Origin of the sequence: Acidaminobacter sp. JC074 (assembly GCF_022496765.1) — a bacterium.
In the GTDB taxonomy this organism is placed as follows: Bacteria; Bacillota; Clostridia; order Peptostreptococcales; family Acidaminobacteraceae; genus JABXKX01.
On record NZ_VANV01000025.1, the window covers coordinates 1 to 22,579 of the forward strand.

Below are 22,579 nucleotides of genomic sequence, written 5' to 3' on the forward strand. Positions count from 1 at the left end.
TGTTTAGGTGATAGATACTAATAGGTCGAGGACTTGACCAAATAACGGCGTAGCGTAAGCGAAGTCGTATGAGCGATATCACGCAAGTGATTAGCGAAAGAGAATTGTAAAGCTTGAAATTCATATATGCAATCTTCAGAGAATATCTCTTAAAAAATGCTTGACAGCATTTGATGAATTTGATACTATATTAAAGTATTAAATATCCAGTGACAATATCGCGAAGGCTACACCTGTTCCCATCCCGAACACAGAAGTTAAGTTTCGTAGAGCTGATGATACTTGGTTGGAGACGACCTGGGAAAGTAAGACGTCGCTGGTTTTTTATTGGGGATTCGCCAAGCGGTAAGGCACTGGACTTTGACTCCACTATGCACAGGTTCGAATCCTGTATCCCCAGCCATTTTATCAAGTGACAATATCATGAAGGCTACACCTGTTCCCATCCCGAACACAGAAGTTAAGTTTCATAGAGCTGATGATACTTGGTTGGAGACGACCTGGGAAAGTAAGACGTCGCTTGTTTCAAAGATAGTTTTTAAAACTATCTTTTTTATTTTTTTGTTTTTTGGATATAATAATATAAACAGGAGGTTATTATGATTACCAAAGCAATAAATGAAATAGATGAAAAAATATATTCGTCAGATACAGTGATTGGAGAATTCTCTGGTAGAGACAGCGTAGCAGCTATAATGAAAGCATTTGAATCAGATGATGTTAATTACATATTACCCATTGCCACTTTTGCAGGAACTGAGTATGGTGATTTTGATGTCTTATATGAAAATTATCTAATGTTAAAGGAACAAGTACGTTTAAGATATGGTTATGACAAAATTGTTTATGATCTTGTTGAATACAGTGACCAAAAGTTCTGGCATTTGTTAAATGGTCGTTTCGCAACAGAACTTGTGAATAGATTTGGCTTTTATAATCCTTGTATAGGTTGTCACCTGTACTTTCATTTAACGAAGTTAAAGTTTGCTGACATGTTTTCTAAGAGAATTATATCAGGTGAACGTGCTTCGCATGATGGTCGTGTTAAAGTTAATCAGTTGCCTGAAGTACTGAGTGCTTATAGAAAAGTGATGGCAGGTTTAGGTTATGACTTAATCATGCCAATAGAAAATATGGCTGAAGGCGATGAAGTAGAAAGACTGATCGGCTGGGAGTGGGATGAAGGAAAAGCACATCCTAAATGCGTCCTAAGTGGTAACTATAGAAACACAGAAGGTAAAGCGCTTTATAAAAAAGACCAATTAGATGATTTTTTAAGTCATTATATAGAAAAAGTAGGCTTATTAGCAGGTGAATATGTTTTAGGTAATATCTCAATCAAATCATTAGAAGCTAGCATAAAGGAAATCCTATGAAATGTATCAATTTACTCTTAGATGGTGCTTCAGATAGAAGCTATAAGGAACTTGAAGGTCAAACCCCACTTCAATATGCCAATCTGCCTAATCTAGATAAAATTGCATCTAAGGGCCAGTGTGGTTTGATGACACCTTTAAGTGAAGGTATTGCCCTTGGGACGGATTTAGCTCATTTTTTAATGTTTAATTACAAAGTTTCCGAGTATCCAAGCAGGTCTATTATTGATGCTGTAGGCGAAGAACTTACTATAGATAAAGAAGCACTCTACTTAAGGTGTTCTATAGCTACAGTAGAATACGATGAGGGTTATAAGCTTTTGCACCGCTTTACACCTCAGCTGTCAGATGAGGAGATTGAAGACTTAAGCCCCGTTTTAAAGACAAGTATAGATGGTTATGATTTTGACTTTGTCCATTCCTATGACAGTCATGGCTTTATTGTCGTTAGGGGAAGTGACTTGACAGATCACGTTTCTGACAGCGATCCTTTCAGACCAGGTAAGTATGCCATGGCGGTTGAGCCCTTTGAAGATGATTCAGACGCCAGTAAGAAACTTTCTGATGCAATCAATACGTATTTAAAATATAGCTATGACGTTTTATCCAAACATAGGGTCAATATATCAAGACATGTCCCGGGAAATATGATCCTGACAAAATGGGCTGGTATCTACAAAAGAGTAGAACCTTTTAAGAAAAGAAATGGTATGACAGCTTTACTAATAGGTAATTCAAAGCTTTTAAGAGGATTGGCATCTTATATAGGTATGGATTATTTCCACTATGAATCCTTTGAAGAAGGTTTAGAATACGCTTTAGAGTGTGATTACGATTATGTTCATTTGCATACCAAAGATCCAGATACAGCTTCACATAAGAAAAGTCCTGAACTAAAGGTTCAGGTCCTAGAGGACCTTGATGGAAAAATCCAGAAGCTTGTGGACTTTGAAGGTCTTTTGGTTGTAACTTCGGATCACTCTACGCCATGCGCTGGTAGCAACATTCACTCAGGTGAGTCCGTTGCTTTTATGGCAAGTGGTGACTACATCCGTATAGACCATGTAAGGTCATTTGATGAAGTCTCGTGCAGTCAGGGGTCGATTAGACTTAAAAACAGTGATTTGATGAATTACGTTATCAATGCAACGGACCGAGGCTGTTTGTATCATTTAAAGCAGGGATCGTCTAAGAAAAACTATATTGTAAATGATGAAAAAAGACTTCTATAGATTTTCTTGATACTAAGAATGGATTCTATCGATAAAAACAATTGTACTTTTGCAGGCTCGCCTTGTACCATAGTGTGTAAGGAGAGCTTATGATTTTTGACTTACACATACATCAAGAGGCGCATTCAGCCGATAGTAAAATAAATATGGAAGAAGTCATCAGAGATGCCAAAGCAGTTGGCTTAGACGGCATATGTATCACAGATCATGATGATTTAGGACTGAGAGCTCACGCAGAGGACTTATCTAGAAAGTATGACATGCCGGTTATCGTTGGTGTAGAAATCTATACCCTAGACGGCGATTTACTATGCTTTGGCATAGATGAAATGCCTGAAATACGTATGAGTGCAAAAGAAACCATAGACTATGTTCATAAAAGAGGTGGCGTTTGTATAGCAGCACATCCATATAGGCACAATAATCGTGGTTTGAAAGATTTAATCATGACTTTAGATTTAGATGCCATAGAAGCTTTTAATGGTAGAACAGATACTTATTCTAATCAGAAGGCCTTAGAAGTTGCGCGTTTAAAGGGGATGCCAGTCACTGGTGGCAGTGATGCCCATTCTCTTGGTGAAGTTGGTAATTATGCCACAGAGTTTGATGGGATTATTTCTAATGAAAATGATTTTATTGAAGCTATTAAAAGGAAAAATTTCAGACCGGTATCTTTAACTGGTTTGGTAACTGAATATCAAAAGTTAGCTTAGAGACCATGTCTCTAATTTTTTTTATTTTAATTTTTTACTGGGTCCCCTTGCTATTACATGCCTTGATGGATTTTCTCTTTATAGAGAGACCATAAGGTCGAAAATTCTTGGTGATTTGCATTGTCGGACTGAACATTTGGTGATACAATATATAGTGTGTTGAAGAGATGATAGCACTATATATAGTAAGAAAGTCTATAGAACAAATAAATAAAAGCACAACATGTGCTTTGTAGTATATCAATAATAGGGGGCTTTTTAAAATGGCAAGGGTTATAAAAAGAAACGGCAAGATTGTAGAGTACAACAATGCTAAAATCTTGACTGCGATTCGTAATGCAATGTACGAAACTGAAAGAGGCGTGGATGAAGAGATATGCACAAGCATTGGTGCAAGTGTTGATCAGCAGATTCAGGACAGTCCACATGATTTAACGGTTGATGAAATTCAGGACATTGTTGAAATCGAATTGATGAGATCTTCGAGAAAAGATGCTGCGAAGAGATACATCATCTACAGAAGTGAGCGTGATAAGACACGTGAAGTGAGAAAGAAAGACGATCGTTTACTAACAGATGCTTTTATCAGTAAGTACAAGCATTTACCTTCTCCAATGAGACAATTGGGTAACTTTGTTTACTACCGTACATACTCTCGTTGGTTGCCAGAAGAAAAACGTCGTGAGCATTGGTGGGAAACTGTTAGAAGAGCTGTCGAGTACAACTGTTCACTTGTGAATGCGACTAGAAGTGAAGCAGAAGAATTATTTGATAACATCTTCCACCTTCGTCAGTTCTTATCAGGAAGAACTTTCTGGGTAGGTAACACAGATGTTGCTAAATACTATCCAATGGCAAACTACAACTGTTCATTCCAAATCGTTGATAGCATAGCATCATTTAGAGATGTCTTCTACCTATTGATGATTGGTTCAGGTGTTGGTATTAGAATTCTTAAAGAAGACGTTAAAAAGATTCCTAAAATCAGAACGGACTTCGAGGTTATACATAAAGATTATTCTGCAATGCATCCAGATGAGAGAGAAGACAATACAAGTTTAGAGTTCTTCTACAATCATACTGCTAAAATCACAATTGGTGACTCTAAAGAGGGTTGGGTACAATCTTTAGACTCGTTCATGAAGTTGATTTCAAGCAATGAATATAGAAACATTACATCAATCATCATCGACTATGACCATGTAAGACCAAAGGGTGAAAAACTTAAGACATTTGGTGGTACAGCTTCAGGTCATAAGAGTTTAAAAGATATGTTTGAAAAGATTTACAAGACTATCAAAAAAGCGAGTCTTTTAAATCCTGGTAAGAAAATCAAATTACGTCCAATCGACTGTTTAGATATTGCTAATATCATCGGTGAGAATGTGGTTGTTGGTGGTGTAAGAAGAACTGCTGAAATCATCTTATTAGATGCTGATGACAACGAAGCTATTGAAGCTAAGTCTGGCCTTTACAAGCAAGTGGATGGTCAATGGGTTGTGGATAAAGAAATTATCCATAGACAAATGTCTAACAACTCTATTTACTATTTAGAGAAGCCATCTCGCGAGAGATTACACTGGCAAATTGAGCGTATGCGTTATTCGGGTGAACCTGCTTGGGTTAATGCGGAAGCTGGTAACAAGAGAAGACCAAACTTTAATGGTGTTAACCCATGTGGTGAAATCTTACTTGATAACAAGGGGTTATGTAACCTGACTACCATCAACGTATTTGCCTTCGTTAATGACGATGGCACACTTGATGAAAAAGGTTTGTTAAGAGCACAAAGATTGTCTGCTAGAGCAGGTTACAGAATGACTTGCGTTGAATTAGAGTTACCACTTTGGGATGCAGTTCAGCAAAATGACAAGCTTATTGGTTGTTCTTTAACTGGATGGCAAGACATGGTTAATGCAACAAAGTTAACTAGAACAGAGCAGGCTGTCTTATTAAAGAAACTACGTGAAGTTGCCAACAAAGAAGCAGAAATGTATGCTTTAGAGCTTGGTAAGAATGTACCACTTCTTGTAACAACTGTTAAACCTGAAGGTACTTTATCTCAGTTACCAACAGTTTCAAGTGGTGTACACTATTCACATTCACCTTATTACATAAGAAGAGTTAGAATCAATGCTGACGATCCACTTGTAAAAGTATGTGAGGAATTAGGTTATCCAGTATTCCCTGAGGTAGGTCAGGAATGGGAGACGTGTTCAACGAAAGTTGTGGAGTTCCCTGTTAAGGCACCAGAAGGAAGAACTAAGTATGATGTTTCTGCCATTGAACAGCTTGAAAACTACAAGATGTTTATGGAAAACTACGTAGATCATAACTGCTCAATTACAGTTCATGTTCGTAACGACGAATGGGATGCTGTAGAAGAGTGGGTATGGCAACACTGGGATGAAGTGATGGCTGTATCTTTCTTATCACTTGACGATTCTTTCTATGAGTTATTACCATATGAATCAATTGATGAAGATGAATACACTAAGAGACTTGAGAGCATGAAGACTTTCAGACCTTCATTGATCAGCAAGTACGAAAAGGAAGAAATCGTATTTGATATCGGTTCAGAAGGCTGTGAATCTGGAGCTTGTCCAGTTAGATAATAATATGAAAGCGCAATAGTTATGGCTATTGCGCTTTTTTTTACATATTTCTTGAATCGTAAGCCCAGTGTAAAAGGGCTTGTCTTTGTTTTGTACGACAGGAAAGATCCAATGGAAAACAATTCTTTTTAATGGCACCAATGTGTCTTTTCATGGCCTTCCATCTTTTGATTTGCCTTAAATCTTCAACAGGCAATCTCCTACCGTAATAATACCTGCAGTACCATTGAAACCAACCACGAGGATCGTCTGGATGTAGCCAGCCTTTCATTTGCCAATGGCTTAGGGGCAAAGAAGCATCTACTTGATAATAATTTAATGTAACATCTTTCTTATTAGGAGACAGTTTGGCATGGTCAAACCAATCACTAGGAAACTCATCTTGGCAGTCTGTTAGGTACTTACCGCCGAAAACGCCTAACTTCAACATTTCTTTTGGTGTTAATTCTGGCTTAAATTCTTCATGGAAGTTTTGTCCCATAGGCTCTGTAAGATAGTAATGCCCTTCTTGCATCTTATCCTTGATAGTAATCTTCTTCAAGATAAACACCTTCTTTCTATCTAAGTATAACATAAGACTCAGGCTGAATGATTGTGTGAATGAATGAAGCATAATAGGGTAAAATTAAGGTGGAGGCTTTTATGAATAAGAAACCTAGAATATTGATTAGTAAATGTTTAGAACACGGTCACTGCCGATATGACGGTGGTCAGATTGCCAGTCCTTTTATAAAAAGGATCAAAGAGTATGTTGATATTGTGACTGTGTGTCCAGAAGTTGAGATTGGCCTAGGTGTACCACGAGAGGCCATAAGAGTCATCAAGTCGGACGCTGATTATAGACTGGTTCATTCCCTGTCTGGTGGTGATGTGACTGAAAGGATGAATGACTTTTCAAGAGAGTTTGTTCAGAAGTTAGACGACCAAAACTGGCATGGTTTTATACTGAAAAACAAGTCGCCGACTTGTGGGATTAAAGATGTAAAAGTCTATAAGTCTTTTGGTAAGTCCATGTCCATTGACGAGAAAACAAGTGGTTTCTTTTCTAGACATGTTTCTAACAAGTATGTTTATATGCCGATAGAAGATGAGGGGCGTTTAAGCAATTACTCTATAAGAGATCATTTTCTAACCAGCATCTTTACCTTGTCTAGGTATGATGATGTTAAAGAAAAAGAAACCATGAAAGATTTGATTGATTTTCATCGTAATCATAAGTATCTTTTGATGGCTTATCACCAAAAGTATCAAAAGGACCTTGGTAAAATAGTTGCCAACCAAGCACATTGTCCGATTTCCGATGTCATCAAGACATATGAGGGCCTTCTAAAAAAGGCCCTGATACACCCCCTTAAAAGAGGTACTAACATTAACATGCTCATGCATCTTTTTGGTTACTTTAAAAAAGAACTTTCGAGTCAAGAAAAAGCCTTTTTTTTAGAGATGCTTGACCAGTACAAGGATATGAAAGTACCTTTTAGTGTTCCGCTTTCTTTGATCTATGTATGGGTCATCCGTTTTGATGAGACCTATCTAAAAGACCAAGTCATCTTTAACCCCTACCCTAGAGAGATACTAGATGTGACTGATTCAGGCAAGGGGATCAAGTAGATTTGGTGTAATTCTATAAAGTTGACTTTGATAATTTTAGTTAAGTTTGATTGTTATGTATGATACTATTGAACATATAATAAGAAGTGAAGATAAATTTATGGGAATCTAGACTTTATTTTGTGGTATAGGACTTCAGTTTTGGGGTATACATTATTAAAGGTGATGTTATGGGAAAAGAAATTAATATAAAAAATGTAAATGAGATTTTTGACAATGTTATTGAGAGCATTGATCATAGTCGAAATAAAATATTGGATTTGGTGACTGAAGCCAGATTAAATTACGAAAAGCTTGTGCTGCGTTTAGAAAATCTAAAGGCGGAAACTGAGGAAGCCATTCAAATGGTTGATACTCTAGAAATAAAAGACAAACTTGCCAGAAAGAACTTGGCAACCGTGTCAAAGAACTTCAGATCCAATACTGAAGCAGATATCAAGCAGGCTTATGAAAAGGCAACTGAAATTCGTATTGATTTAAAAGTTGCTCAGTCCAAAGAAAAGGCTCTAAAGGAACAAAGGACTCAGATTGAGTTAGACATCAAAGCTGCTCTTAGTAACATTCATAATGCTGAACAAGTAGTTCATCAAGTTTCTGTTGCATCTTCTTATCTGAAAGGTGAAATCCTTGAAGCTTTAGAAGAGGCAAACTTTGGTTCTGACATGATGCTTGGCGTTAGAATACTTGAAGCCCAGGAGAATGAGCGTCAAAGAATATCAAGAGATATTCATGATGGTCCTGCCCAGCGCGTCGCTAATATTGTGATGAAGGCAGATTTGTGTGAAAAGATTGCCAGAAAGAATATTCAAGATGGCCTAGCATCTCTTTCTGAGCTTCGTGAAGCCAGTCGTGAAGCTTTAAGAGAGGTAAGAGAAATCATTTACAATTTACGTCCGATGGCTTTAGATGATTTAGGCCTGAATAAGACCATAGAGATGAATGTAACAACAACTTTAGATAAGGAAGACATTCGTGTAGAGTATCAACTTGCCAAGTTGCCTTCTAAAGTAGAAAAAATTATTCAAGTAGCCATTTTTAGAATCACCCAAGAGATTCTAAATAACATTAAAAAGCATGCAAAAGCTAGAAATATAATGATTAAAACGGAGTATGGCACAAAATATATGAGATTAACAATCAGTGATGATGGTATCGGTTTTGATGTGGATGATACCCTTAGACGGGTGCGTGCACAGAAAAAATCATATGGTCTGATTGGTATAATGGAAAGAGTAGATCAACTGCAAGGGGAGTTTAATGTGGAGTCGTCAGAGTTAGGCACTATATTTAACATTAAGTTACCGATCAACCGAGAGGTGATTTTAGATGAGTGATAATGTAATTAGAGTTATGATCGCTGATGATTATGAAATCATCAGGGAAGGCATCAAACGTGTCTTAAGCTATGAAGAGGATATTAGTATAGTTGCTGAATCCATTGATGGCAATGATGTAATCAACAAAGTGGACTTCTTAAAACCTGATGTTCTTTTACTAGATATGAGTATGCCGGGCCACAGTGGTTTAGAAATATTACGTGCTTTAAGAAAGAAGGGCAGTGATATAAAGATTATTATGCTGACCATTGAAAGAGGTGCGGATATCATTAACCAGGCCATTGAGTCTGGTGCTGATGGTTATGTTGTCAAGGAGTCGACGACAGCAGAAATTGTAGAAGCCATCCACAGCGTACATGAAGGTAAAAAGTATTTAGACAAATCTCTGATGGAGATGATGTTTAATAAGTACAAGGATCCAAAAGATCAATCGGTCTTTAAAGACCTGTCTAAACGTGAACTTCAAATCCTTTTTTATGTTTCAAAGGGACTTAATAACAAAGAAATAGCAGATGAGCTATTTATATCTGAAAGTACCGTTAAGAATAATGTATCTCGTATTCTAAAGAAAATGGACTTCAAGGACCGTGTTCATGCTGCTATATATGGGGTGACCCATCATATTGATCAATACATCTAAAAAGCCTTCGGGCTTTTATTTTTATGTACAAATGGAAAATAATAGTCGAAATCGGTACCGTGGTACCTGTAGAAAGGTACTTTGGGGCAAAAAGTAGGGACAATGTGACCTATTACTTTACAATTTATTAAGATATGATTAGTACATAACAAGGAACATTAAGTTTTGGGATATACATATAAGGAGGAAATATTATGTTAATGATGATGTATAATTTTTTATTAAGCTTTAAGAAGGAAGATGGTCAAGGTATGGTTGAGTATGCTTTAATCATTGGTTTAGTAGTAATCGCAGTTATCGCAGTATTGGTATTATTAGGACCAGCAATCGCTGATCAGTTCCAAGAAATCGTTGATAGTTTAACAGGTGCTTAAGAATTACAATTGCATGACATGCTAATACTCTAATCATTAGGATGGTTAGAGTATTTTTACTTTTAGGATCAGAAAGGAGTACATCATGTGGAAAAATGAAAAAGGTCAATCATTGGTGGAATTCGCTTTACTGATTCCTATTCTAATCTTGATACTCATGGCGATTATTGAATTTGGTTTTATGTTTAATACATATATTACAGTAAGCAATGCTTCGAGAGAGGGTGCCAGACTAGGTAGTGTTGGGGCAACCAATGCAGAAATCTCTCAAAGAGTTTTAGAGGCTGCTCCTAACTTGGATGCGGACAGAATCAGTATTTCAATTTCCCCGGGCAATAGAAATAGTGGCGATATGATCAATGTAACAATCGAGTATGATTATGAGATTATCACACCAATTATGTCCTCTTTTTTGAGTCCTTTAATTGATTTAGAAGCACAAACTGTAATGCGAGTAGAATAAATCGCCTTAGGTTGATAGGTTGAAAGCCGATTACTAAAGGTTAATTGGAAATGAACAAATGATAATTGAGGTGAGCTGATGAAGAAATTAAGAAGACGATTGTTTATTCTAGCTATTATATTTGCTCTTTTAGCTTCTGCTGGAGTTTATATGTACTTAGAGAGTTTAGATACAAGTGTAGATGTTGAAGAAGAGGAAACTTTTGTAGTTCTTGTGGCAACTCAGGATATTCCAGCAAGATTGAAGATTGATGAAACCATGATTAAAGAAATTGAGGTTACTTACAATCCAGAAACAGAGAGTTTCTATAATAGGAAAGAAGATATAATCGGTAAATATGTACTGACTAAAATATATGCAGAGTCTAGATTCCATAAAGATAGCATTGATGTGACTTTAGAATCAGACTTAAGTTTAAAGATATCTGGTAATATGAGGGCTGTTTCCTTAGGTATCAGTGGTAATTCTGGTATAGCCAATTTGGTAAAACCAGGTGACTATGTAGATGTTGTGGTTTATCTGCCGAAGTTAACGGAGCAACAGGTGGTTGTTAGACCAGATATAGCAAAAATAATTTTACAGAATGTCGAAGTGCTGGCAGTTGATCAAGATTTGACCCAAGAAGTCGAATCCGAGTTAGAAGAGGTAGCTGTAGACACTGCTTCAACTCAATATTATATTGCAACTCTTGCAGTCCCTGTATTTGAAGTTGAAAAGCTGGTTTTGGCTAAAGATGTAGGTCTTATAGATCTAGTATTAAGACCATTAGAAGGTGATTTTGCTTATACAACTGAAGGTGTGATTTGGCAAGAATTACTACTAGATGATTTTGATAGATTGAAAGATATGTTCCCTAACTATGAGGTAAACTCAGTTGGTGAAGTTATTATAGATCCAAATGAAGTTAAGTATGATAAATATGTTTATTATACGGTTGAGTACGGTGATACTCTTAGAGAAATCAGCCTGTTATTCTACGGAACGGAAGAAAACTATATTTTACTACAGCAAGTTAATAACATTAAAGATGAAAACATAATAAGTGCTGGTATGGGTATTCGGGTGCCTGTCCTCGAAAATAGAGGTGAATGATATGAGTATTAGAATTTTGATTGCAGATGATATTGAGGAGACAAGGAACTTATTGAAACAGGTTATCATGCTCGAGGATGAAACTTTTGAGGTGGTAGGAGAAGCAGGTGATGGCGAAGAAGTTCTTAAGATGGTCAAAAAACTTCAACCGGACATTATCCTGATGGACATCAATATGCCTAAGAAAAATGGCCTTGAGGCAACAGAAGAAATTATGGCAGCTAATCCAGATGCCAATGTTATTATCATGTCCGTTCAAAATGATACTGAGTATTTGAGAACTGCTATGGAAGCTGGTGCAAAAGGTTATATCTTAAAACCCATTAATCATGAGGAAGTTACTGAACTGATTAAGAAAACTCATGAGAGAGGTCAAAAGAGAGCTAGAACGCTTCCTAAAGAAGACGTTAAAGATGCAGAAATTTATACCTTTTATTCCTTTAAGGGTGGTGTAGGTAAGTCTTTAATGGCTTTAAACACTTCTGTGATATTTGCTAGTAAGTTAAAGAAAAAAGTTCTTTTGATTGATCTTGATTTACACTTTGGTGATATTTCGTTGATGACCAACAAACATACTGAAAAGAATGTATTGGATATGGTTGACGATGGCATGGTAGATAGCTTTGAAGCTATGTCGGGATATTTTTATGAATACTGCAGTGATTTAGATATTTTATATGCACCACTTAGCCCAGAAGGTGCAGATTATATTTCAAAAGATATAATAGGCAAGATTATTGGAAAGGCAAAAGAACATTATGACATCATCATCATGGATACGGGGGTTAACTTCCATGAGCATACTTTATATGCATTAGATGTGTCAGATAAAATATTCTTTGTATCATCTATGGAGATGACATCTATTAAGAATTCAAAACTTGGTTTAGGTGTAATGAAATCCTTGAATTATGAAGATGATAAGGTTAACATCATTGTCAACCAGGCCAGTGAAAAATTTGGTATCTCTAAGAAAGATATTGAGAAGGTATTCAATAGAGAAATTCTCCTTTATCTTCAAGAAGAGGTCAAGCCTCTCAGGCTGTCTGTTAACAGAGGCCATGCTTTGGCACTTGATTCTAAAGGTAAGGGAACGAAGTTTTATAAATCGTTATTAAAGTTATGTAAACAGTTGGGGTGATATAGATGTCATTAAAACAGAGATTAGAACAAGTGAATACAAGTGGTAAATCAGCAAAAACATCTGATCATAGTAAAGATCCATTTTCAGAATTGAAAGGGAAAATACAAAACAAAGTAATCAGTGAATTGGATATAGATTTTACAGAGATCTCCGAAGACAATGACGAACTTAAACAAGAGATCCAAATGATTATTGCCAAAAACATTGAAAAAGAATCTTTGAACTTAACTTCTGCGCAAAAAAGAAAAGTTGCTGAAGAACTCTTGAATGAAATTATCGGTTTTGGACCTATTACAGCTTTTCTAAATGATTCAGCTGTTACAGAGATTATGGTCAATGGACCTAAGCAGATATTTGTTGAAAGAGATGGTAAGTTGACACTAGAGAGTGCCATTTTTAAGGACAACAATCATATACTACATGTTATTAAAAAAATTGTAGGAGCTATTGGTAGACGTATTGATGAATCATCACCAATGGTAGATGCCAGACTTAAAAACGGTTCCCGTGTAAATGCCATTATTCCGCCTTTGGCCATTGATGGACCATCGTTAACCATTAGAAAGTTTGCTGAAGACCCATTTATGGTGGATGACCTTATCGGTTTTGGTACATTAACATCTAAGATGGCTGAACTTTTGAGGGCTTGTGTAGAAGGTCGTTTAAATATTATTGTATCCGGTGGTACTGGTTCAGGTAAAACAACGACACTGAATGTTTTATCTTCCTTTATACCAGAAGATGAACGTATCGTAACCATTGAGGATGCGGCAGAGTTGCAACTCTTGCAGACACATATTGTTAGGTTAGAAACGAGACCGCCTAATATTGAAGGCAAGGGAGAGATTACAATTCGTGATCTTGTTAAAAACTCTTTGCGTATGAGGCCTGATAGAATTGTTGTTGGTGAGGTGCGTTCGGGTGAAGCCCTTGATATGCTTCAGGCCATGAACACAGGTCATGATGGTTCTTTGACAACTGCCCATGCCAACTCGCCAAGAGATATGTTGTCAAGATTGGAAACCATGGTTTTAATGTCAGGTATGAACTTACCGATTAGAGCAGTAAGAGACCAGGTTTCATCAGCAGTAGATTTGATTGTTCAGCAGTCGCGTCTACAAGATGGTTCAAGAAGAATTACCTACATTACTGAAGTGCTTGGTATGGAAGGTGATGTGATTATACTTCAAGATATCTTCAAGTTTGTTCAAAAGGGAATAGATTCAAAAGGACGAGTTGTTGGAGATTTTGAATTCACAGGTATTATACCAAGATTTTTAAAGAATTTGAGGAATCATGGTATAGAGTTACCACAGAGTATCTTCCAGTAAGGAGGCTATTATGTTACTCGGTGCAATTATAGTTGTCTTCTTCTTCATTTTAATTTTCATTTTCTGGTTGTTTGAGAGCCTGTTTGTAAAGGAACGTTATATCGACAGGATCAAAGATTTAGATGTTACCAGACGAGTCATAGAAGAAAAGAAAACTGTACAAAAAAAGAAAAAATCACCTATGAGGGGCCTTTCGCGCTTGGTTCCTAAAGGTAAAAACAATAAAATGGCAGATAAACTTGTCAGTGCTAATCTGATTATAACTGCAGAAGAACTGTTTATTTACAGGCTCTTATTTTCGATTGCCTTGGGGTTTTTAGCTCAGGTTGTAAGACAGGATCTTGTTGTGACAGCAGGCGTCGTTGTTTTTATTTGGAATATACCAAAATTCTTTATTAATAGAAGAATAAAGAATCGTGTCAATGATTTTAATGACCAGTTAAATGGTGGCTTGATATTGATTGCAAATGCCTTAAAAGCAGGTCATTCCTTTATGCAGGCTGTATCGATTGCAGCACGTGAAACTCAGGGTGTTTTTTCTGAAGAACTAAAGATACTTCTCAAGGAGTTGAATTTTGGTATCCCTATGGATGTAGGCTTTAACAATTTACTAAGACGTGTCAATTCTCCTGATATGAAACTTGTTGTTAATGCGATTATGATTCAAAAAGATATTGGTGGTAACTTGGCTGAAATACTTGAAAATATTTCGGAAACTATTAGAGAACGACAGAAAATTATTAATGAGATGAAGACTTTAACAGCACAAGGAAAGATGTCAGGTATGATTGTAATGCTGATTCCTTTTTTCTTAGGTGGTATGATTTATCTCTTAAACAGAGAATACATCATGCTTTTATTCCAGACTAGGGTTGGTATGATGATTCTTGGAGGCGCCTTAATGAATGAAGTTATTGGTGTCATGTTTATACGAAAAATTATCAAGATAGATGTGTAGGATGGTGAGGGTATGTTATATGTAACTATATCAGTCTTTTTTATCTCAATGATGTTGTTTGCATACTTTGTTTTGATTTCATTTAACAAGAATAAAATTGAAATGACCGAGAGAATAAGTGCCATGGAATCCTTGGATAGAGGATGGACGGAGTTGGATGAAGATTATGGTGAATCCGTGGGTGCTTTAATCTTTAAGTCTTTAGGTAGCTTCCTTTTAAAGCTATCTCCAGGTTATAAGTCCAAGCGTACCAGAGATACGCTTGAAAAGGCTGGCGTATTAAAGCATGTTACGTCTGAAAGATGGGTGGCAAGAAAAGCAGTCACTACATTTTTGGTTGCCTTCTTTGTTGGTCTTGGATCAATGATTCTAGCAGAAAATATTGTTGTTTCATTAGTCATGGCATTATTGGCTGCACTGATTGTTCATGTCAGTTACAGGTTTTATCTTTCAAGAAGAATTACTAGAAGAACAACGGAGATTGTCAGAGCCATCCCATATACACTTGATTTGATTACTGTTTCAGTAGAAGCGGGGCTTTCCTTAGATGGTGCGATTGGTAGGATTGTAAGTGCAATTTCTGGTCCTTTATCAGATGAGTTTGGTCAGACTTTAAAAGAGATGAGAATGGGTATAGAAAAGAAAGAAGCTCTTAAAAATATGGGAGAACGGGTTGGAAATAAAGACTTATCAATGATCTTGTCCAGTATTGTACAAGCAGATGAACTAGGGGTAAGTTTAGGTAAGATACTTCGTATTGAAGGTGCACAACTACGTGAAAAGCGTAAACAAGCAGCAAGGGAAAAAGCTATGAAGGCACCGGTTAAGATTCTGTTTCCTTTGATTTTATTCATTTTCCCAACTATTTTTATGGTTGTATTAGGACCAGCCATTATTAAGATTGTTGAGGTATTTTAATGGATTTGTATAAGAATCAAGTTTTACTCGTTAAGGATATTCATATAGCCGACACTTTTATCAAGCGTTTAAGAGGCTATATGTTTCATGAGAAACCTCATTATGAGGGGATTGTTTTATCGCCTTGTAACAGCATTCATACTTTTTTTATGAAATTTGATATCGATGTCTTGTTTCTTGATGAAAGTATGACCGTTATAGATAAGTATATTGGTTTAGAAAAAAACAAAGTCATCAAGCCGATTAAAGATGCTGTTTATACGGTAGAGGCTCAAAAAAATGTCTTTGATCTTGTAGAAGTTGGCGATCGGTTGAAAATATGCTAAAATACAGAAAATGGAAGGAGGCATATGGCAACCATACAATTACTAGTGATAGTTATAACAGGCATTTATATTTCTTATATTGATTTTAAGGAGCATATTATCCCTAATAAAATCAATATTATCCTTTTCCTATTTGGTATCCTAGTGACCATTTTGGATTATGAAAATGTCTTTAGTCATCTACTAGGTTTGATACTTTTGGGTGGTTTGATGTTGATTTTGGCAGCAGCTACCAAAGGTTTTGGCATGGGTGATGTCAAGTATATATTCAATATAGGATTGATTGTCGGTTTGAGACAGGGCTTTAATGCACTCTTACTCGGATTTATGATTGGTGGGGTTGTAAGTTTGATTTTGCTTGCATTAAAGAAAGTGAATAAAAAGGATATGATTGCCTTTGGACCTTACTTGGTTTTAGGTGCTGTACTTTCATTCTTTGTATAAAAAAAGAGCCGAAGCTCTAATTCATAACATTTTGTGGCTTGTCTTGACACCATGATTCTATGTTATCAAAGACAATTTGCGCCCTTCTGAAGATGGATTCCTTAGTAGCATAAGCTACATGAGGTGTCAGTACAGCTGTTTCGATTTCTGACAGTGGATCCTTATCTAGTGGTGGTTCGATGTCGAACACATCGATACCAGCGCCAGCTAAACGACCAGCTTTGAGTGCTTCAGCTAAATAAGCATTATCAACAATTGGGCCTCTAGCTGTATTGATTAAGACAGCACTTGTCTTCATCATATCAATGGCTTTTTTATCAATCATACCCTTGGTATTTGATGTGAGAGGTGTATGTAATGATAATATATCGGATGTTTTTAATATTTCCTCAAAAGAAACATATTTTATCCCCATCTCTTCTAGGGATGGTTTTTTTGTACGGCTATGGTAGATGACGTCACAACCAAAGGCTTTGGCAATTCTTGCTGTGGCCGCACCAATAGCACCAGCACCGATGATACCAAATGTTTTCTTGTAAAGCTCGTGACCGATTAAGCCGTCTTTTGTTTGATTCTTTCTTGTGCGCAGGTCACATCTTGGGATGTTTCTTAAAACAGAAAGCGTCAGTCCTATGGCCAGCTCAGCTACGGCATAGGTACAGTATTCAGCAGCATTTGACACCAAGATATTTCTTTCGTTACAAGCTTTGGTGGCTACATGGTCAACGCCGACAAAAGCCACCGAAATCATTTTAAGATTAGGACACTTGTTGATGACATAAGCCGAAAGTGGTGTGTTAGCAATGATTAAGGCGTCTGCATCCTTTGCACGCTCTAACTGTTCTTCATCATCAAATGTTTTTTCATTGTATACAGTAAATTCATGATTTGTGTTTTGAATCAGTTTGTTTAAGTCCTCTTGACTGATTCCTAAAGATTCCATTATTACAATTTTCATAGCTACCTCCAATTTTTATTATACTGTCTATGACATAGATTACAAGCATATGACATTATTTTAAAGGAAGATTAAATAGCGGGTGAGAACGGTATATAGCTTATGAAGGTTGTTATAATAAGAATGATTAAAGAGATTATAATTTTTTACAATAGAAAGAAGGAGGTAACATGTTTAGAAAAGGTATGGTGCTTATACTGATACTAACAATGCTCTTTAGTTTTTCAGTATTTGCAGATGAAACTTTGACAGTTGATAAAACTGAGACAGGTTTTTCTGATGTCAATGAAGACGATTGGTTTTATGATGCGGTTATGACGATGAGTCAGTATGATATTATTAGCGGGTATCCTGATGGGACCTTTAAACCTCAGAATCCTGTTAAACGTGAAGAGTTTGCAACCATGATGGTTAAAGCCTTGAAACTAGAGGTTGTAGAAAGTAAATCATCATTTGTAGACGTATCAGATGATTATTGGGCATCAGACTGGATTGAAACAGCTAAACCTTATATGACAGGCTGGACAAAGAATGGTGATTATGTATTTAAGCCAACGGAATATGCAGTAAGAGAAGACATGGCAGTAGCTCTTGTTAATGCCTTATCTAAACCGGCAGACGATACTATGCTACCATTATTAGATGATTATGAAGATGGTTTTGCATCTGTAGTTAAAGGGGATGGCGGTATATCTGCTAACCTAAGACCTTATATGGCTTCAGCAGTCAAACATGGTCTGATCTCTGGTTCAGTTGAAAATGAAATGAAATACTTAAAACCACAAGGCACATTAACAAGAGCTGAAGCGGCAGCCTTATTGATGTCTGTTATTAATGAAGAAAAAATAGTATTTAACGACGATGAAGAAAAAGTTGTTTTTGAAGATACAGATGTGACTCTTCAAATCAAAGAAGTTGAGGGTGGTCTGAAATTATACTGGGACTATACAGGTGCTTCTGAGCCAAAGGGTTATAAGGTTGTGGCTTCATTAAGTGATGAAACACCTGCTTATCCTGAGAACGGCAATGCCAAGTATGTTCAAGGGAACTCTGCAACTGTTTACAGTAAAGATGGCTACAATGGTGGTGACTTTGCAAACTTTAAATCAGGTGAGTCCTACTACTTCTCAATCACTGCTTTAGTGGGTGATACTTATGTAACGAGTAACGTAGTCAAGAAGACAATGCCAGCTGCAATTAGTGTAGAAGGTAAAATTCCTCAAGTAAAAGTATCGCAAGCCGGTGATGGTGTAGTTGTTGAATGGCAGGCCATAGACACGGTTGGTCTTCAAGGCTACAAGGTTGTTGCATCTATGAGTGATGAGACGCCAGTCTATCCTGAAAATGGCTATGCTACATGGATTACTAACTTAAATACTTTAACGTATTACATTGAACCGGGTACCTCTTATCATGGTGGTGATTTGTCTGGTAAGTTCAAACCAGGCGAAACTTATTACTTCAGTGTAACAGCGGTTTATAACTCAGGTAAAATTGCTGGTAATACGGTTAAGTTTATTATGCCAGGTGAACCTCAAGAGGAAGAAGAAGTTACTATAGCTGAAAAAACTCCTAAGGTAGAAGCGGTTGTAAACGACGGCAAGCTGGTTATTGAATGGGGTCAAGTGAGCACTTTAAACCTGCAAGGTTATAAGATTGTTGCTTCTAAATCCAATCCAGCACCGATCTATCCAGGTGATGGATACGCTTATTGGATTACTGATTTAACAAGCCATAGACAAGTGATTGCACCAGGTCAATCCTATAGTGGTGGTGACATGGATGGTCAGTTTAAATCTGGAGAAACTTATTATGTTTCTGTGACGGCTGTTTACAATGATATGAAAGTTCCTGGAAACTCAGTTAAAATCACAATGCCGTAAGGTTAGGAAAAGAAAGTTATTAAAACTTTCTTTTTTTTTATCTCAAACCAATCATTTCATGTTAAAATAGAATCAGATGTGGAGGTATGAATGAATACAAAACAGTTAATGGACATCGCGTTAGAGTTAGCCGGACTCGATAAAATACCTTTTGATTCAGGCATTCAAGTACCTGGAGAAGATCTCATGAAGATTCTAATAGGTGTGGATATGGAAACACCTGAGCTTTTGCTTGCAAAAGAGTTAGAGTATGACTGTGTAGTCAGCCACCATCCAAAGGCTGATGGCGCTAGAGTGGAATTCTCGAAAGTTATGGATGTACAAATTGATAAAATGGTGTCTTATGGTGTACCGATTAATAAAGCGCAGAAGATGCTTCGAAAGAAGCAGGCGTCAGTAGAACTTGCAGGTCATGTGTCTAACTATGATAGACATGCATCGGCAGCAAGACTATTAGAGATGCCTTACTTAAACATTCATTTACCTGCAGATATAATAACTGAAAAAATCGTCCAGAAACATTTGGACACAGCACTTAAGGATCAACCTAAGCGCACGCTAGGTGATGTTCTTGATGCGCTTAATGAGATGCCTATATATAAGGATGCTCTCGCAGGTCCTGTTATTCGTGTGGGCGCAAAAACGGACTATGCTGGAGAAGTTGCTGTCTTAATGGCGGGTGGCACCAATGGTGGTGCAGATGTTCTTAAGGCTTACTTTGAAGCTGGCGTAGGTACAATTGTGTGCATGCATATTCCTGAAGATGTTAAAAAAGCAGTACAGGAGCAAAATATTGGCAATGTCATCGTTGCTGGCCATATGGCTAGCGATTCTATTGGCTTGAACGTTATTATTGACGCGTGGAAAAAAGAAGGCTTAGAAGTGACTAAGATGTCAGGAATTTTATAAGATAAACTCGACTTTTTGTCGAGTTTTTTTGTACGAATTACATATTGACTCTGCAAATTTATTAAATTTTTAGAATATTGAAAAAATATCGCAAAATAAAAAGGAGTTTTCTATCTTTATGAAGAATTAACTCTAAGTGCGATAAATAAAATCACAAGGAGGAAGAAGCATGAAGAATTATAAATATGACAATGTAAGAAACATAGCACTTTTAGGACATGGTAGTTCAGGAAAGACAACTCTAACAGAGGCCATTTTATACACTTTAAAGCAAACAAAGCGTATGGGTAGAGTTGAAGATGGAACAACTGTTTCTGATTATGATAAATCTGAGATGGAAAGAGGATTTTCAATTGGAACTTCAGTAATACCAGTAGAGTGGAATAATTCTAAGTACAATATCATTGACACACCGGGATACTTTGACTTTGTTGGCGAAACGTTTTCATCGTTAAGAGTAGCAGGTTCTGCAGTGATAATGGTAGATGCTTCTTCTGGTATAGAGGTTGGTACTGAGAAAGCTTGGAGATATTGTGAAGATAGAAAAATGCCAAGATTGCTTTTTATCAACAAAATGGATAAAGAAAATATCGATTACGTTAAGGTCATTCGTGAACTAAAAGAAAAGTTTGGTAAGAAAGTTGCGCCTTTTGCAGTACCTTGGGGTATTGGTCCTGATTTCAAAGGTTTTGTAAACGTTGTTGATCTAGTAGCTAAAGAGTTCAAGGGTGATGATTGTGTTGAAACTGCAGTACCTGAAGAATTAATGGCTAGAGTAAATCCTATCAGAGACTTGTTGATTGAAGCGGTTGCTGAATCTGATGAAGAGTTGATGGAAAAGTACTTTGAAGGTGAAGAGTTTACAACAGAAGAAATCCATGAAGGTTTAAGAAAAGGTGTTATCTCTAATGAAATCGTGCCTGTACTAGTAGGTTCTGCTACAGAGCGTGTTGGTCTACATACATTATTAGATATGGTATTTGATTATATGCCTACACCGCATGATATGCATGAAGGTATTTATGAAGGTGTTGATCCGGAATCTGAAGAGACTGTTTCTAGAGAAGTGGATGAAAATGCACCATTATCAGCACTTGTTTTCAAGACAGTGGTTGACCCGTTTGTTGGTAAGATTTCTATGTTTAAGGTTTACTCAGGTAAATTTAAGAAGGATATGGAAGTACTTAACGCAACCAAGGATGAAACAGAGAAAATCGGTACAGTATTCCTATTAAGAGGTAAAGAACAATTAGAAGTTGATGCAGTATTAGCTGGTGATATAGGTGCGACATCTAAATTACAGCATACTGAAACAGGTGATACATTATGTGATAAATCAAGCCCAATCAGATACAAGGGTATCAACTATCCGAAACCATGTATCTTTATGGCAGTTGAGCCTAAATCAAAAGGTGATGAAGAAAAAATTGGTCAAGCACTTCATAAGTTAGTTGAAGAAGATCCAACTTTCATTGTTCAAAGAAATAAAGAAACCAAGCAGTTGTTAATTGGTGGTCAAGGTACAATGCAACTAGGCGTTGTTACCAATAAACTTAAGAATATCTTCAGCGTTGAAGTGGATCTTGTAGACCAAAAGATTGCTTATAGAGAAACTATTAAAGGTACTGCAACTGTTCAAGGTAAATATAAGAAACAATCTGGTGGTTCTGGACAATATGGTGATGTACACATTCAATTTGAACCTTGTGAAGAAGAGTTTGTATTTGAAGAGAAAATCTTTGGTGGCTCTGTACCTAGAAACTATATTCCTGCAGTTGAAAAAGGTTTACATGACTGTATAGAAAAAGGTGTATTGGCTGGATTCCCTGTTGTGAATATCAAGGCGACATTACTAGATGGTTCTTACCATGCCGTTGACTCGTCTGAGATGGCATTTAAGATGGCTGCAAGTGTTGCATTCAAAAAAGGTATCCAAGAAGCGAAGCCGATTTTATTAGAGCCTATCTATGCTGTAAATATCTTTATCCCAGAGTCTTACATGGGTGATATCATGGGTGATATGAACCGTAGAAGAGGTCGTGTACTTGGTATGGAAGCTGCTGTTGTTAAAGGTTTTCAAAAGGTTGTTGCTGAAGCACCTCTAGCAGAGATGTTTAAGTATGCGACTGAACTTAAGTCAATGACACATGCTCGTGGATGGTTTGATATGGAGTTTACAAGATATGAAGAAGTACCTTCTAACCTGGTAGATAAAATCATTCAAACTGTAACTGAAGAAGAGTAATATTAAGCCG

21 protein-coding genes, 1 tRNA gene and 2 rRNA genes are annotated in these 22,579 nt (G+C 36.7%); 22 read left to right on the plus strand and 2 right to left on the minus strand.

Annotated features, from left to right (window positions below; all coding sequences use genetic code 11):
* Positions 1-205: 205 nt before the first annotated feature.
* The 7 genes from rrf (EZV73_RS22975) (at position 206) to nrdJ (ending at position 5,936) form a co-directional block, all read left to right on the plus strand.
* Positions 206-322 (plus strand): 5S ribosomal RNA (gene rrf / locus EZV73_RS22975).
* A 6-nt stretch (positions 323-328) separates the two neighbouring features.
* Positions 329-403 (plus strand) — tRNA-Gln (locus EZV73_RS22980).
* Between the two features lie 5 nt (positions 404-408).
* Positions 409-525: ribosomal RNA gene (gene rrf, locus EZV73_RS22985) — 5S ribosomal RNA — on the plus strand.
* A gap of 74 nt (positions 526-599) precedes the next feature.
* Positions 600-1,376 carry a hypothetical protein gene (locus EZV73_RS22990; RefSeq protein WP_240842793.1) on the plus strand — a complete coding sequence of 259 codons (777 nt, stop codon included), beginning with the start codon at positions 600-602 and terminating at the stop codon, positions 1,374-1,376.
* Positions 1,373-2,608 (plus strand): alkaline phosphatase family protein, encoded by a 1,236-nt coding sequence (locus tag EZV73_RS22995; RefSeq protein ID WP_240842794.1) that lies wholly within the window; start codon positions 1,373-1,375, stop codon positions 2,606-2,608. Before EZV73_RS22990 ends, EZV73_RS22995 begins: the two co-directional genes overlap by 4 nt.
* 89 nt (positions 2,609-2,697) lie before the next feature.
* Positions 2,698-3,321: a PHP domain-containing protein gene (locus EZV73_RS23000; protein ID WP_240842795.1), complete on the plus strand. Its 624-nt coding sequence runs from the start codon at positions 2,698-2,700 to the stop codon at positions 3,319-3,321.
* A 263-nt stretch (positions 3,322-3,584) separates the two neighbouring features.
* Positions 3,585-5,936 carry a ribonucleoside-triphosphate reductase, adenosylcobalamin-dependent gene (gene nrdJ, locus EZV73_RS23005; protein WP_240842796.1) on the plus strand — a complete coding sequence of 784 codons (2,352 nt, stop codon included), beginning with the start codon at positions 3,585-3,587 and terminating at the stop codon, positions 5,934-5,936.
* A 40-nt stretch (positions 5,937-5,976) separates the two neighbouring features.
* Here the strand turns inward: nrdJ and EZV73_RS23010 are convergent, their stop codons facing one another.
* Positions 5,977-6,477: a hypothetical protein gene (locus EZV73_RS23010; RefSeq protein ID WP_240842797.1), complete on the minus strand. Its 501-nt coding sequence runs from the start codon at positions 6,475-6,477 to the stop codon at positions 5,977-5,979.
* Between the two features lie 101 nt (positions 6,478-6,578).
* On the opposite strand from EZV73_RS23010, the gene EZV73_RS23015 reads away from it, so the two are divergent.
* From EZV73_RS23015 to EZV73_RS23070, 12 genes are all read left to right on the plus strand, one after another.
* Positions 6,579-7,547 (plus strand): DUF523 and DUF1722 domain-containing protein, encoded by a 969-nt coding sequence (locus EZV73_RS23015; RefSeq protein ID WP_240842798.1) that lies wholly within the window; start codon positions 6,579-6,581, stop codon positions 7,545-7,547.
* A 170-nt stretch (positions 7,548-7,717) separates the two neighbouring features.
* Positions 7,718-8,881: a sensor histidine kinase gene (locus tag EZV73_RS23020; RefSeq protein WP_240842799.1), complete on the plus strand. Its 1,164-nt coding sequence runs from the start codon at positions 7,718-7,720 to the stop codon at positions 8,879-8,881.
* A complete protein-coding gene (locus EZV73_RS23025; RefSeq protein WP_240842800.1) occupies positions 8,874-9,524 on the plus strand; it encodes a response regulator transcription factor in 651 nt (216 codons plus the stop codon). Before EZV73_RS23020 ends, EZV73_RS23025 begins: the two co-directional genes overlap by 8 nt.
* 194 nt (positions 9,525-9,718) lie before the next feature.
* A complete protein-coding gene (locus EZV73_RS23030) occupies positions 9,719-9,898 on the plus strand; it encodes a Flp family type IVb pilin (protein ID WP_240842801.1) in 180 nt (59 codons plus the stop codon).
* A gap of 85 nt (positions 9,899-9,983) precedes the next feature.
* Complete coding sequence (locus EZV73_RS23035) at positions 9,984-10,361, plus strand: TadE/TadG family type IV pilus assembly protein (protein ID WP_240842802.1); 378 nt, start codon at positions 9,984-9,986, stop codon at positions 10,359-10,361.
* A 78-nt stretch (positions 10,362-10,439) separates the two neighbouring features.
* Positions 10,440-11,453 (plus strand): Flp pilus assembly protein CpaB, encoded by a 1,014-nt coding sequence (cpaB, locus tag EZV73_RS23040; protein WP_240842803.1) that lies wholly within the window; start codon positions 10,440-10,442, stop codon positions 11,451-11,453.
* Between the two features lies 1 nt (position 11,454).
* Positions 11,455-12,594: a response regulator gene (locus EZV73_RS23045; RefSeq protein ID WP_240842804.1), complete on the plus strand. Its 1,140-nt coding sequence runs from the start codon at positions 11,455-11,457 to the stop codon at positions 12,592-12,594.
* A gap of 5 nt (positions 12,595-12,599) precedes the next feature.
* Entirely contained in the window at positions 12,600-13,928 is a 1,329-nt protein-coding gene (locus tag EZV73_RS23050) for a CpaF family protein (protein ID WP_240842805.1), read from the plus strand.
* Between the two features lie 10 nt (positions 13,929-13,938).
* Entirely contained in the window at positions 13,939-14,886 is a 948-nt protein-coding gene (locus tag EZV73_RS23055) for a type II secretion system F family protein (RefSeq protein ID WP_240842806.1), read from the plus strand.
* A 12-nt stretch (positions 14,887-14,898) separates the two neighbouring features.
* A complete protein-coding gene (locus EZV73_RS23060) occupies positions 14,899-15,804 on the plus strand; it encodes a type II secretion system F family protein (protein WP_240842807.1) in 906 nt (301 codons plus the stop codon).
* The gene (locus EZV73_RS23065) at positions 15,804-16,130 is read left to right on the plus strand and encodes a DUF192 domain-containing protein (RefSeq protein WP_240842808.1); all 327 of its coding nucleotides are present in this window, start codon (positions 15,804-15,806) and stop codon (positions 16,128-16,130) included. The genes EZV73_RS23060 and EZV73_RS23065 overlap by 1 nt, the downstream gene beginning before the upstream one ends.
* A 24-nt stretch (positions 16,131-16,154) precedes the next feature.
* Complete coding sequence (locus tag EZV73_RS23070) at positions 16,155-16,574, plus strand: A24 family peptidase (RefSeq protein WP_240842809.1); 420 nt, start codon at positions 16,155-16,157, stop codon at positions 16,572-16,574.
* A gap of 16 nt (positions 16,575-16,590) precedes the next feature.
* On the opposite strand, the gene EZV73_RS23075 is transcribed toward EZV73_RS23070, so the two are convergent.
* Complete coding sequence (locus tag EZV73_RS23075; protein WP_240842810.1) at positions 16,591-17,532, minus strand: NAD(P)-dependent oxidoreductase; 942 nt, start codon at positions 17,530-17,532, stop codon at positions 16,591-16,593.
* A 170-nt stretch (positions 17,533-17,702) separates the two neighbouring features.
* Between EZV73_RS23075 and EZV73_RS23080 the strand changes: the two genes are divergently transcribed.
* The 3 genes from EZV73_RS23080 to fusA all read left to right on the plus strand — a co-directional run bounded on the left by EZV73_RS23080 (position 17,703) and on the right by fusA (position 22,569).
* Positions 17,703-19,415 carry an S-layer homology domain-containing protein gene (locus EZV73_RS23080; protein WP_240842811.1) on the plus strand — a complete coding sequence of 571 codons (1,713 nt, stop codon included), beginning with the start codon at positions 17,703-17,705 and terminating at the stop codon, positions 19,413-19,415.
* A gap of 90 nt (positions 19,416-19,505) precedes the next feature.
* Positions 19,506-20,324: a hypothetical protein gene (locus tag EZV73_RS23085; protein ID WP_240842812.1), complete on the plus strand. Its 819-nt coding sequence runs from the start codon at positions 19,506-19,508 to the stop codon at positions 20,322-20,324.
* Positions 20,325-20,493: 169 nt separating this feature from the next.
* Positions 20,494-22,569 carry an elongation factor G gene (fusA, locus tag EZV73_RS23090; protein WP_240842813.1) on the plus strand — a complete coding sequence of 692 codons (2,076 nt, stop codon included), beginning with the start codon at positions 20,494-20,496 and terminating at the stop codon, positions 22,567-22,569.
* Positions 22,570-22,579 lie beyond the last annotated feature (10 nt).